At 59.4% G+C, this 13,827-nt stretch carries 7 protein-coding genes and 1 pseudogene; 5 read left to right on the plus strand and 3 right to left on the minus strand.

The window, feature by feature from the left end; genetic code table 11:
* The first annotated feature begins 35 nt into the window (after positions 1-35).
* Together AAFH49_RS05560 and acs are read left to right on the plus strand one after the other, a co-directional pair.
* Entirely contained in the window at positions 36-1,952 is a 1,917-nt protein-coding gene (locus AAFH49_RS05560) for a propionyl-CoA synthetase (protein ID WP_342296513.1), read from the plus strand.
* 342 nt (positions 1,953-2,294) lie between these two features.
* Positions 2,295-4,208 (plus strand): acetate--CoA ligase, encoded by a 1,914-nt coding sequence (acs, locus tag AAFH49_RS05565; protein WP_342296514.1) that lies wholly within the window; start codon positions 2,295-2,297, stop codon positions 4,206-4,208.
* An 82-nt stretch (positions 4,209-4,290) separates the two neighbouring features.
* On the opposite strand, the gene AAFH49_RS05570 is transcribed toward acs, so the two are convergent.
* The 3 genes from AAFH49_RS05570 to AAFH49_RS05580 form a co-directional block, all read right to left on the minus strand.
* The gene (locus tag AAFH49_RS05570; protein WP_342296515.1) at positions 4,291-5,775 is read right to left on the minus strand and encodes an exonuclease domain-containing protein; all 1,485 of its coding nucleotides are present in this window, start codon (positions 5,773-5,775) and stop codon (positions 4,291-4,293) included.
* A 142-nt stretch (positions 5,776-5,917) separates the two neighbouring features.
* Positions 5,918-6,394, minus strand: a complete 477-nt coding sequence (locus AAFH49_RS05575) for a ferritin-like domain-containing protein (protein ID WP_342296516.1) — start codon at positions 6,392-6,394, stop codon at positions 5,918-5,920.
* Between the two features lie 101 nt (positions 6,395-6,495).
* Positions 6,496-7,692, minus strand: coding sequence for an AI-2E family transporter (locus tag AAFH49_RS05580; protein ID WP_342296517.1), 1,197 nt, complete (start codon positions 7,690-7,692; stop codon positions 6,496-6,498).
* Positions 7,693-7,900: 208 nt separating this feature from the next.
* On the opposite strand from AAFH49_RS05580, the gene AAFH49_RS05585 reads away from it, so the two are divergent.
* The 3 genes and pseudogenes from AAFH49_RS05585 to AAFH49_RS05595 form a co-directional block, all read left to right on the plus strand.
* The gene (locus AAFH49_RS05585) at positions 7,901-9,832 is read left to right on the plus strand and encodes a DNA topoisomerase IV subunit B (protein ID WP_342296518.1); all 1,932 of its coding nucleotides are present in this window, start codon (positions 7,901-7,903) and stop codon (positions 9,830-9,832) included.
* A gap of 697 nt (positions 9,833-10,529) precedes the next feature.
* Complete coding sequence (locus AAFH49_RS05590; RefSeq protein ID WP_342296519.1) at positions 10,530-13,250, plus strand: DNA gyrase/topoisomerase IV subunit A; 2,721 nt, start codon at positions 10,530-10,532, stop codon at positions 13,248-13,250.
* 182 nt (positions 13,251-13,432) lie between these two features.
* Positions 13,433-13,827, plus strand: a pseudogene (locus AAFH49_RS05595) (hypothetical protein); the annotation flags it as partial.

The following is a 13,827-nucleotide window of genomic DNA, read 5'->3' on the forward strand; positions in this document are numbered from 1 at the left end:
CGCGGACTAAAAGTCCGCGCTACATCCCACCCGCCATGAAACCAGCTTGCTCCTACGCCGCCACCCACGCCGCCAGCCTGGCCCATCCGGCCGGGTTCTGGGCCGCTCAGGCCGCCCACCTGCATTGGGATAAAAAGTCCGCCGAGCCCCTCAGCCAGGATGAAAATGGCTTCTACCGTTGGTTCAAAGGCGGGGAACTGAACACCAGCTTCCTCTGCCTCGACTGGCAGGTGGCGCAGGGCCGCGCCCACCAGCCCGCCCTCATCTACGACTCGCCCGTGACCCGCACCCAGCGTACCTACACCTACGCCGAACTGCTGGATATGACCGCCCGCCTGGCCGGCGGCCTGCGCGCCCTCGGCGTCGAAATGGGCGACCGCGTCATCATCTACATGCCCAACATGCCCGAGGCCGTGGTGGCCATGCTGGCCTGCGCTCGCCTTGGGGCCGTGCATTCGGTGGTGTTCGGGGGCTTCGCGCCGCACGAATTGGCGGTCAGAATCGACGATGCCCGGCCCCGCGTCCTCATCTGCGCCTCGGGCGGCATGGAGTTCGACCGCATCATTCCCTACAAGCCGCTGGTGGAGGAAGCCCTCGCCAAAGCCACCTTCCAGCCGGCCCACGTCGTGGTCTGCCAGCGCGATTTCGTGACGGCCGAAATGCAGCCCGGCCGCGACATCGACTACCAGGAGTTGCTGCAAGCCGCTCCGGTCCCCGCCGTGTCCGTCCCCGCCACGCACCCGCTCTACATCCTCTACACCAGCGGCACCACCGGCCGCCCCAAGGGTGTGGTGCGCGACCACGGCGGCCACGCCGTGGCCTTGTTCTTCAGCATGCGCACCATCTACAACCTGGAGCCCGGCGAAGTCATTTTCACCGCTTCCGATATCGGCTGGGCCGTGGGCAGCTCCTACATCGTGTACGGGCCGCTACTAAGAGGCTGCACCACTATTTTATTCGAAGGCAAACCCGTCCGCACCCCTGATGCTGGTACCTTCTGGCGCATCATCGAGCAATACAAAGTCAGCGTGATGTTCACCGCGCCCACCGCCATCCGGGCCATCAAAAAGGAAGACCCCGACGGGCTATTGGCCAAGCAATACGACCTCAGCAGCCTGCGCCACCTCTTCCTGGCCGGCGAGCGTTGCGACCCCGCCACCTACGCCTGGGCCGGCCGCCTGCTGGGCGTGCCCGTGGTCGACCACTGGTGGCAAACCGAGTCCGGCTGGCCCATGCTGGCCACCCTGACGGGCCTCGAAGGCATGCCCGCTCCCCGCGCCGGCAGCGCCGGCCACCCCGTGCCCGGCTACGACATCCAGATTCTGGACGAAGCCGGCCAGCCCGTGCCCCCCGGCACCACCGGCCTGGTAGCCGTGAAACTCCCGCTGCCCCCCGGCTGCTTCCCCACGCTCTGGAACGATGATGCCCGCTTCCACGAAGCCTACCTCAGCACCTTCCCCGGCTACTATCTCAGCGGCGACGGCGGCTACCGCGACCCCGAAGGCTACACCTACATCATGGGCCGCGTCGATGACGTCATCAACGTGGCCGGCCACCGCCTCAGCACCGGCGAAATCGAGGAAATCCTGGCCGCCCACCCCGCCGTGGCCGAGTGCGCCGTCCTCGGCATTGCCGACCAGCTGCGCGGCCAGGTCCCCGCAGGCCTGGTAGTCCTGAAAGACGGCCAGACGATAGGAGAGGAGCAGCTTGAAAAGGAATTAATTGCCGCCGTGCGAACCCAAATTGGCGCGCTGGCCTGCTTCCGGGCTGTTTTAGTCGTGAAGCGCCTGCCCAAAACCCGCTCCGGCAAAATCCTCCGCAAAACCTTGCGCCAGCTCGCCGACGGTGAAGATTTCGCCCTCCCCGCCACCATCGACGACCCCCTCATCCTGGATGAAATCCGCGCCGGCCTGCAACGCCGGGGCATCGGCTTGGCTTTTGAAACGCTGTAGGGTGCGGGGCTTGCCCCCGCCCGTCGTTGAACGGCACCGTCGGTTTGGCACCAACGTCCGGGCGGGGGCAAGCCCCGCACCCTACAGCAACATTAATCACCTCCGAGCACCGATTAATCACCCTAGAGTATAAATAAATTCACACCGAGTATAAATAAATACGAATCAAGATGCCGTTAATTGAGCCAAAATATAAATAAATTAATGACATGTATAAATAAATACGACTCAATTATAAATAAATACGAACCGAGTAGGATTTAATTCGACTCCACTCCCAATTTCCCCCGCCCACCACCTCTTAGCTCTCAACTCCTAACTCCTAACTCTTAACTCAACCAGATGTCCGCCATCCGCACCCGTACCCTCGAAGAATACCACGCCGACTACCAGCAATCCGTGGCCGACCCCGACGCCTTCTGGGCCGCCGCCGCCGAGCCATTCACCTGGCGCAAAAAGTGGGATACCGTGCGCAGCGGCGAGTTTTCGCCCGCCGGCAACAGCCGCTGGTTCGACGGTGCCACCCTCAACATCACCGAAAACTGCCTCGACCGCCACCTCGACCAGCGCGCCAACAAGCTCGCCATCGTCTTCGAACCCAACGACCCCAAAACCCGCCACCTGCGCCTCACCTATCGCGAGCTGCACGAGCAAGTCTGCCAGTTCGCCAACGTGCTCAAGAAAAACGGCGTGACCAAAGGCGACCGCGTGGTCCTCTACATGCCCATGATTCCGAGCCTGGCCATTGCCGTGCTGGCCTGCGCCCGCATCGGGGCGGTGCACGGCGTCATTTTCGCCGGCTTCTCCGCCACCGCTATCGCCGACCGCATCAATGATGCCGACGCCGCCTTCGTCCTCACCGCCGACGGCCTCAACCGCGGCGCGAAGCAAATCCCGGTGAAGAGCGTGGTCGATGAGGCCTTGGAGCTGTGCCCCTCGGTGCGCCGCGTCATCGTGGTAGAGCACACCAGCTGGCCCGTGCAAATGAAAGAAGGCCGCGACGTGTGGTACCACGACGAGGTAAAAGATGTGACCAAAGACTGCCCCGCCGAGGAAATGGCCGCCGAAGACCCGCTCTTCATTCTCTACACCAGCGGCAGTACCGGCAAGCCCAAAGGCGTGGTCCACACCCAGGCCGGCTACATGGTCTGGGCCGATTACACCTTCCGCAACGTGTTCCAGGTGGAGGAAAACGACATGTACTGGTGCACCGCCGACATCGGCTGGGTTACCGGCCATACCTACGGCCTCTACGGCCCGCTGCTGGCCGGCAGCACCACGCTGCTGTTCGAGGGCGTGCCTACATTCCCCTCGCCGGGCCGCTTCTGGGAGGTGATTGACAAGCACCACGTCACCATTTTCTACACCGCGCCCACGGCCATCCGCAGCCTCATGGCCGCGCCCATCGACCACGTCCTGGCCTATTCCCTCAGCAGTCTGCGCATCCTGGGTTCGGTGGGCGAGCCCATCAACGAAGAGGCCTGGCACTGGTACCACCAGCACGTCGGCAAAGGCCGCTGCCCCATCGTCGACACCTGGTGGCAAACCGAAACCGGCGGCATAATGATATCTGCAATGGCCGGCATCACGCCCAGCGTGCCCGCCCGCGCCGGCCTGCCGCTGCCCGGCGTGCAACCGGTTTTGCTGAATCAGGACGGCACCGAAATCGAAGGAAACGACCAGGAAGGCTACCTCGCCATCAAAGCCAGCTGGCCTGGCGTCATCCGCACCACCTGGGGCGACCACGAGCGCGCCCGCCAAACGTATTTCACTCCGTACCCCGGCTACTATTTCACCGGCGACGGCGCCCGGCGCGACGAAAACGGCCTCTACCGCATCATCGGCCGCGTCGATGACGTGATAAACGTGTCCGGCCACCGCTTCGGCACCGCCGAAATCGAAAACGCCATCAACCAAAGCGACTACGTGGTCGAAAGCGCCGTAGTAGGCTACCCGCACGACGTGAAAGGCCAGGGCATCTACGCCTACGTCATCTGCAAAAACGGTGTCCCCACCACCGACCTCGACCTGCAAATGACCGAAGCCAGCATCATCGAAGCCGTAGTGGCCGAAATCGGCCGCATCGCCAAGCCCGACAAGATTCAACTCGTCTCGGGCCTGCCCAAAACCCGCTCCGGCAAAATCATGCGCCGCATCCTGCGCAAAGTGGCCGAAGGCGAAACCACCAACCTGGGCGACGTAACCACCCTCCTCGACCCGCTGGTGGTGGATGAGATTCTGGCTGGCAAGAAGTAAGGATTAATAGACCCTAAAACCCCCAACGCAAAAGGGCAGCTCCAGATATTCTGGGGCCGCCCTTTTCTTTTTTAGGTCGAAATCAATTCCCAAACACCTTCACCCGCTCGCCCTTGCGCTTGGTGCGCAGGTGATTCCGGATAATCTGCTGGATGTCCTTGTTGTCGGTGTACTCCTTTATCACGTCCCGGAAATCGGCCAGCTTGCGGGCCGAAAACGTCTCGTCCACGTACCCAAAACCCCTGTAGCGGCCATTTTCCACCAGCACAATGCTCTTTTCCAGCTCCGTACGGCCCGGGCCTATGACCACGAACGACTCGTGCTCATAGCTGATGCTATCGATGGCCTCGTCTACGCGCAGGTTGTAGCTCTCCGGCGGTTCCTGGCCTACGCAGGCTCCGAGGCAGCGGTGCACCTGGTAGTCGAAACACGCGCCCTGGGTCTTGTAGAGTCCGCACAGCTTCTGGCAGAGGTTGTACTTGGCCACTTTATGGTACAGAAAGCCCTGCGCCTTGTACTGATTGCCCAGCGCGATGATGGGGATTTCGGCATTGCGCGCATCGGCGCGGCCGTAGGCCAGGCGCTTATAGCCCTGCTCATCAATGCGCAGATAGATGCCCGCCGGAAACACCGAGCGCCGTTGCGCCCGGTTGTAAGCCGGCTTCATGTGCTTAATCAGGTGCGACTCGTACAGCAGCGCCACCAGCTCCGAGCCGGTCAATTCCCAGGTAATATCAGCAATGGAATTCTTGAACTCCAGGCTTTTGCGCGACTTCACATCAATGGCAAAATGCTGCTGAATCCGCTTGTAGATATTGATGGACTTGCCCACATAAATCACCTCCCCAGCCTCGTTGTGGAAGTAGTACACGCCCGTGGCCTGCGGCAGATTCGCCACCACCGACGCCGGCAGCAGCGGCGGCATCAGTGCCTCGCGGATGGCGGTTTGCACGGCGGCCACGCGCTTGGGCGAGGGCTTTTTGGTGCTGGCCGCCTGGCCGCTGGGGGCCAGGGCATCCACGCGGGCCAGGGTGTGGCTGGCATCGGTGCCGTGGGGGAGGTCTTCGCTTTCAGAGGTGATTTTGAGGAGCTTGCCGAAGAGCAGGGCCGTGGCGTGGGCATCGCCGGCGGCGCGGTGCCGGCCTTCGAGCGGGATACCGATGTTCTGACACAGCTTGCCGAGGCTGTAGCTCGGCTGGCCCGGAATGAGGCTGCGCGAAAGACGCACGGTGCATAGCGTTTTGCGCGAGTAGTTGTAGCCGAGGTCGGCAAATTCCTTCTTTAGAAACGAGTAGTCGAAGCGCACGTTGTGGGCCACGAACACGCAGCCTTCGGTCATTTCCACCACCTTGCGGGCCACTTCGTGGAACTTGGGCGCGTCGCTCACCATGTCGTTGGTGATGCCCGTGAGCTGGGTAATGAACGGCGGAATGCCCCGGCCGGGGTTGAGCAGCGTGGCGTATTCGTCCACAATCTTCTCCCCGTCGTGAATGTAAATGGCTATTTCGGTGATGCGGTCCTGGGTGGGCTGCCCGCCGGTGGTCTCAAGGTCAATGATGGCGTACAAATCGGGCGCGGGAAAGATGGTCGGTGGCGAAGCTAACAAACTTAGCCCCGCAGAAGGTTGCACATAAAAAAAGGCAGCCGCTACCGGCTGCCTTTTCTACGCGAAAAACACGGAGGAGGCCGAAGCCGTTACCGCTGCTTTTCTACATCGGTTTCATCTTGGATTTCAGCTGCGTCACCGCATTCTTGGCGGCCATAATCTCGCTGCGCTGGTGCTCAATTACGGTTTTCACCGGCGTGGGCATATCGGGGGCTTTCAGGGCTGCATCGTAGGCCTTCAGGGCCGACGTATCACCCGTTTCGCATTCATTCAGAATGGCGGCGTCGTTGTGACCGGTCACCGCCGCTTTTACATTAATCCAGCTGCGATGCACGGCCGCCACCACTTCCGTGGCGGCACCTTCGAAGGTGGTTTTATTGGGGTCGACGCCCAGACGGCTGGCCTGCTGGGTGAGCTCGTTGGTGAACTGGGTGCGCTGCTGCGCCAGACGGTTCAACTCGGTTTTGAGCTGCGGGTTGGTCACGCCATCGGCGGCTTCCTTGTAGCCTTTGCTGGCCGTCTTGTTGATTTCGAGAAGCTCGATGTAAGCACGGGAGGTCTTTTCATTTGTAGTAGCCATGATGAAAATGGTTAGGTGGAAAATGAATTTAATATCAAATATAATGAATATTAAATTAAAAAATCCAAATAAACCTTCAAAAAACATACTACAGCCCAGTTTTACATCCGTTTTATCATCCGCCAGGCTTTCGCAAAAAAGCCCGGCTTATCGTCTGTTTTGTCGTTTTGCGTGTCCTCGCCATCGGTCACGTCGCCGAGCAGAAAGCCCCAGGGCTCCGTGGTTTTGCTGGCATCAAATACCACCTTCAGCACCGCAATCAGCGGAATGCTCAGAATCATGCCCGGTGTGCCCCACAGCTCGCCGCCCAAAATAAGAGCCACGATGGCGGCCATGGGATTGATGCTCACCTTCGAGCCCGTAATCATGGGCGTGATGAAGTTGCCTTCCAGAAATTGTACGAACATGAACACGCCCACCACGGCCGCCGCCTTGCCTATCGAGCCGGTCTCAACCAGCGTCACCAATGCCGGAACGGCCGAGCCCACCATGATGCCGATGTAGGGAATGATGGCCAGCACCGAGGCAAAAACCGCGAAGAAGATGGCGAATTTCACCCCCAGCAGCAGCAGCCCGATGGCGTTCAGCACCGACACCACCACAATCACCGTGAGCAAACCTTGGATGTAAGCCTGCACCACGGTCTGAATACTGTCCATCGTATGCAGCACGGTGGTGCGCTTATCGGGCGCCACGAAGCGGAACATGAACTGCCGCATATGGTCGCGGTAATACAGAAAGCAGAAGATATAAATAGGTATTAGCGTGGTTACGCTCAGCACAGTAGCCGTGGTGCTGAGCGTGGAGCCCAGGTAGCCGCCCGCCGATTTCTTCACCGATTTCATCGAGGAATCAATCAGTTCTTCCTTGCTCATGGGCTGGTAGCCGAATTTTTCGCTGGCCCATTGCTGAATCTGGTCGAAATACACCAGCGACTTCGCCTGCAGCTTGGGCAGTTCGTCGCGCAGCGTCATCAGCTGCGTGCCGAAGAGGTAGAACAAGCCCGTAAGTGCCGCCATCAGCAGCAGCAGCGTCACAATGATGGCCCAGACGCGCGGAAGCTTCCACTTTTCCAACCGCAGCACCAGCGGCAGCAGCAGCACCGACAGCAATGCTGCAAACAGAATAGGCAGCAGCACGCCATCCAGCTTGTGCAGCACGAACACCAGCAGCGACAGCCCAATCAGTAGAAACGTGTAGTGAATAATCGGCGACTGCTTCACCTCGGCCGGCGCGTGGTTCTGGGTGGGCGAGGGCAGGTTGCGCGGCTGGTTGATGGTATTGGGGCGGGGAAACATGTCGGTCAGGCGAAAAGCAGCAGGGGAGAAGAGAGGTAAAAAAGCAGGCTGTCTGCCGCCGGGCGCGTGAACCTGGACGGTGAGAGCAGTGTTGGAAACTAAATAATTTGGCGGGTCTGGCTAAGCTTACTGGCAGCGGGCGGCTTGCCGTGCCGCTGTTTTCTGCGTTATTTTACCCCAGAACTGCCCTCCTTACGGATTTTTTTAGATGAACGACGAACAATTACCGCTCGCCCCGGCCGCGGCCGACCACGGCTACAACGAAGACAGCATCCGCTCGCTGGACTGGCGCGAGCACATTCGCCTGCGGCCCGGCATGTACATCGGCAAGCTCGGCGATGGCTCGGCGTATGATGATGGCATTTATGTGCTGGTGAAGGAAGTCGTCGACAACTGCATCGACGAGCACGTGATGGGCCACGGCCGCACCATCGATATCAAGATTTCGGACTCCAAAGTGCAGGTGCGCGACTACGGCCGCGGCATTCCGCTGGGCAAGGTGGTCGATGTGGTGAGCAAAATCAACACCGGCGGCAAGTACGACAGCAAGGTCTTTCAAAAGTCGGTGGGCCTCAACGGCGTGGGCACCAAGGCCGTAAATGCCCTCAGCGGCTACTTCCTGGTGCAAAGCGTGCGCGAAGGCATCCTCAAGGCTGCCGAGTTTGCCCAGGGCAAGCTCACCGCCGACCCCAAGCCCACCAAAACCAGCCAGCGCAACGGCACGCTGGTGGTATTCCAGCCCGATGACACGATTTTCAAGAACTACCGCTTCATCCCGGAGTACCTCGAAAATCAAATCTGGAACTACGTTTATCTGAACGCGGGCCTCACCATCAACTTCAACGGCCAGAAGTATTACTCCGAAAACGGCCTGCTCGACCTGCTGGCCCGCAAGGCCGATGTGGAGCACCTGCGTTACCCCATCATCCATCTCAAAGCCCCGGACATTGAGATGGCCCTGACCCACGGCAACGACTACGGCGAAGAATATTATTCCTTCGTTAACGGCCAGTACACCACGCAGGGCGGCACACACTTAGCCGCCTTCCGCGAAGCCGTAGTGAAGGCCGTGCGCGAGTTCTACAAGAAGGACTACGACGCTTCTGACATCCGCGCCAGCATCATTGCCGCCATCTCGGTGCGCGTGCAGGAGCCGGTGTTTGAATCTCAGACCAAAACCAAGCTCGGCAGCGTAAACATGGGCGAGGACGGTCCCACCGTGCGCGGCTTCATCCTCGATTTCGTCAAGGAGCACCTCGATAACTACCTGCACAAGAATGCGCTGGTAGCCGAGGCCCTGCGCAAGCGCATCGAGCAGAGCGAGCGGGAGCGCAAGGACATGGCCGGCGTGAAAAAGCTCGCCAACCAACGCGCCAAAAAAGCCAACCTGCACAACCGCAAGCTGCGCGACTGCCGCTTCCACCTGGGCGAAAACGCCAAGGACGGGGCCGAAAAAGAACTGCTCACCACGCTCTTTATCACCGAGGGAGACTCCGCATCGGGCAGCATCACCAAGAGCCGCAACGTGGAGCTGGAGGCCGTGTTCAGCCTGCGCGGCAAGCCGCTGAACTGCTTCGGCCTGAAGAAGAAAATCGTGTACGAGAACGAGGAACTGAACCTTCTGCAACACGCCCTCAATATTGAAGAAGGTATTGAGCATCTGCGCTATAACCGCGTGGTGGTCGCCACCGATGCCGACGTCGACGGCATGCACATCCGCCTGCTGCTGCTCACGTTCTTCCTCCAGTTCTTTCCCGATTTGGTGCGCAACGGCCACGTTTTCATCCTCGAAACCCCGCTGTTCCGCGTTCGTAACAAGAAGGAAACCATCTATTGCTACAACGAGCAGGAAAAGCAGAACGCCATGCGCAAGCTCGGCCGCAACCCCGAAATCACCCGCTTTAAAGGCCTGGGCGAGATTTCCCCGGATGAGTTCGGCAAGTTTATCGGCGAGAACATCAAACTCGAACCCGTGATTTTGCAATCGGACCGCAGCATTCAGCAGGTGCTCACCTATTACATGGGCAAGAATACGCCCGCCCGCCAGGAATTCATCATCGAAAACCTGCGCCTGGAGAAAGACCTAATAACCTCGGATGTGCTGCCCGTAGCGGAAGTAGCCGAAGCCGATTTAGCCTAACCTTAACGCAATCCAATAGTCTCATTTCTGGAAAATTGGCCGTTAGTCTCAACTGCTGGCCCAGCAAAATTTCCCAGAATGAGCAGCTGATGTTTGGGAATAATTGTTTTTATGTGTACGTTTGCCTTGTCGCCTAGGGGTAGACTAGTCGACACATTCCACGGAAAAGCCCGAGCCTTTGGTTCGGGCTTTTTTCTTTTCGGACTGGTTCGATTTACAGTGCCCCTTGTGATTCCGAAAAACAGACAAGCATCAGCTAGTTTTTTTAGCTTGTTTTTTGGGATTGAATAGCCGAAATTTGGCTTTTTAGGCGTGTTGCTGTTTGACTGAACGCACACTTGTTGCCATTGATTCGCTAAGAATCTTGGGAACTTTCCGGCTCTGCTGGGAATTGTAATTTATTGCGCTCCGCGCTGATTCCGGTATTTTTGACGGCAGTACGCCGACCTCATTCGTTTCCCCCGTGGCTTCTCTCGATACTCCCAACTCCGACGCTCCCGACCAGGATTTTTTACAGCCCGGTGATTCCGTGGATTTTGATTTGTCCGCCTTTTCGCCCGCGGCGGATGCCGATGCGCAGGAACCAACCGAATTCCCGGAAGCGGATACCGGAGAAGCGGCCGAAGAATCCGCGCCGCTGGCCGCCGATTTATTCGGCAATGTGCCCCTGACACCACCCCAGGCCGAGGCCATCCCAGTGGAGGAGCAGACCGAGGAGGAGCCCAAATTCGCCCCCGGCGAAACCATCCACGACGTGGCCACCGTGCGCGGCATGTACCAGAACTGGTTTCTGGACTACGCCAGCTATGTGATTCTGGAGCGCGCCGTGCCGGCCATCGAGGACGGCCTCAAGCCTGTGCAGCGCCGCATCCTGCACGCGATGAAGGAGATGGACGACGGCCGCTTCAACAAAGTGGCCAACGTCATCGGCCAGACCATGCAGTACCACCCGCACGGCGACGCCAGCATCGGCGACGCCATGGTGAACCTGGGCCAGAAAGACCTGCTTATCGAAACCCAGGGCAACTGGGGCGACGTGCGCACCGGCGACGGTGCCGCCGCCCCGCGTTACATTGAAGCCCGCCTGAGCAAGTTTGCGCTCGACGTGGTGTTCAACCCCGATACCACCGAGTGGCAGCTCAGCTACGACGGCCGCAAGCGCGAGCCCACCACGCTGCCTGTGAAGTTCCCGCTGCTGCTCGCGCAGGGTGTTGAGGGAATCGCCGTGGGCCTGAGCACCAAGATTATGCCCCACAACTTCCGCGAGCTGTGCAAGGCCAGCATCGACGTGCTGCGGGGTAAGGAAGTGCAGCTGTTTCCGGACTTTTCGACCGGCGGCCTGTGCGATGTGAGCAACTACAACTCGGGTATGCGTGGGGCCAAAATCCGGCTGCGCGCTACCATCGAGAAGGTCGATAAAACGCTGCTCATCATCCGCGATATTCCCTACGGCTCCACCACCACGGCGCTGATGGAAAGCATCGTGAAGGCGTCGGAAGCTAATAAAATCAAGATTAAGAAGGTGGTCGACAACACGGCCGCCAACGTGGAAATTCAGGTGCAGCTGCCCGCCGGCGTGTCGCCCGATTTGACCATGGACGCGCTGTACGCCTTCACCGATTGCGAAATCAGCATCTCGCCCAACACCTGCGTCATCATCGGCGATAAGCCCCGCTTCGTGGGCGTGGAGGACGTACTGCGCCAGAGCACCAAGGCCACCGTGCGCCTACTGGAGCGCGAACTGGAAATCCGCCAGGATGAGCTGTGGGAGAAGTGGCATAACGCATCGCTGGAGAAGATTTTCATCGAAAACCGCATCTACCGCAAGATTGAGGAGTGCGAAACGTGGGAGGAAATCCTCGAAACGATTGATAAGGGCCTGAAGAAATTCGTGCGCATAGAAGGGGAGAAGGCCAAAGCCGACGATACCCGAATCGTGCTGCGCCGCCCGATTGAAGAGGACGATTTGACGCGCCTGACCGAAATTCGCATCAAGCGCATCTCGAAATTCGACGGCTTCAAGGCCGATGAATACCTGCAAAAGCTGGAGGCTGAGCTGGCCGAGGTCGCCGACCATCTCGCCAACCTCACGCGCTACGCCATCAACTATTTTGAGGGCCTGCTGAAGAAGTACGGCGCGGGCCGCGAGCGCAAAACCCAGCTCCGCACCTTCGACGTGGTGACGGCCCAGAAAGTAGCCATCGCCAACCAGAAGCTCTACGTGAACCGCGTGGACGGTTTCGTGGGCTACGGCCTCAAGAAAGACGAATTCGTGTGTGACTGCTCCGATTTGGACGACATCATCGCCATCAAGCGCGACGGCACCTTTATGGTGACCAAAATTGGGGATAAGACCTTCGTGGGTAAGGACATTCTGCACGTCGGCGTCTATAATAAGAACGATGACCGGCTGGTATACAACATGGTGTACCTCGACGGAGCGTCGGGCATCAGCTTCGCCAAGCGCTTTCTGGTGTCGGGCATCACCCGCGACAAAACCTACGACCTGACCAAGGGCACGAAGGGCACCAAAACCCTCTACCTCACGGCCAATCCCAATTCGGAGTCGGAAATCGTCAGCATTCAGCTTTCCGATAAAGCGCCGGCGCGGGTGAAGCAGTTCGACTTCGACTTTGCCGAGCTCAGCATCAAGGGAAAGGGCTCGATGGGCAACATCGTGACCAAGCAGCCCATCAAGAAAATCACCCAGAAAACGCTGGGCGACTCGACCCTAGGCGGCCGCGAAATGTTCTTCGACAGCGTGGTGGGCCGCCTCAACACGGCCGGCCACGGTCGTTACTTAGGTACTTTCGATACCGAAAATGCCTTGCTGGTGGTGCACAAGGACGGCAGCTACGAGCTGACTGCGCCCGACCCGGCCATCCACTTCGACGTGCCCAACATGGTGCTACTGCGCAAGCTGGAGCCCGATACGGTGCTCTCAACAGTGTACCTCGACGGAGAAACTAAAATCCACTACGTCAAGCGGTTCAAAATTGAAACCAGCACGCTGGGCAAGCGCTTTACTTTCATCTCCGAAAGCAAAGGCTCGAAAATGCTGGCCGTGACGGCCAACCCCGAGCCGCTGGTAGAACTGAAAATCCAGAAGGACAAGAAATCCGATAAGGAAACCGAGAAAATTGCGTTGCACGAGTTCATCGATGTGAAAGGCTGGAAGGCGATGGGCAATAAGCTCAACTACTACAAAATCCACGCCCTCATACTGCTCACCGACGAAGGCCCCGAGCCGCAGCGCCGCGAAGTAAAGAAACGCGCCGCCGCTCCCAAGCCCGGCGAAAACCCGGCCGGGACCGAAGCCCCGCCCGAGCCGACTGGGCCCGTCGATGTAACCGCCGAGGAAGTGGCCCGCGCCCAAGAGTTGCTGAAGCGGCCCAAGGCGCAGCTGGGGCTGTTTTAGAGCAGCCTCTCGTGGAGCGGCAGAATGATGCCGGGCGGCACGCTAATTGATGCTGCCCGGCTTGATTCCGCTGCTTCCGAATCCTTTTGCGCCCTTTCTTTGCCTTTATGCTTGTGTTGTTTCGGTGGTGGTCGTGCTTGGTCCTGGCAGTCCGATGGGGGCGGGTTAGGCTCAGTAGCGCCGTGCTGCTCACCGCGCTCACGATGCTGCCGGTAGCTGGCCAAATCCGGCCCCGTCCGGCTAAGCCCGCTGCCCGCCCCGTGGCAGTAGCCGACCCGCCAGCCGTCCGCATCAAGCTGTTCCAGGCCGCCGCGCTCGCCAACAGCTTCAAGGATTCCGAAGCCCTGGCCGTGTATCAGGAAATCCTGAAAGAGATACCGACGCATTACCTGGCCCTGTGGCAGGCTGCCGTGCTGAGCGTGAAAATCGGCACCCGCTATTCTGACGAAACCCGTAAATCGGCCTATTTCGACCTTGGCCGACAATATGCGGACCGCGCCCTGTTGCTCCGGCCCGAAGGCGGCGAAAGCAACTACGCCGTGGCGCTGGCCCTATTCAACCAGGCCACGCTGTACCG

The sequence above is a fragment of the Hymenobacter segetis genome (genome assembly GCF_038448715.1).
GTDB lineage: Bacteria > Bacteroidota > Bacteroidia > Cytophagales > Hymenobacteraceae > Hymenobacter > Hymenobacter segetis.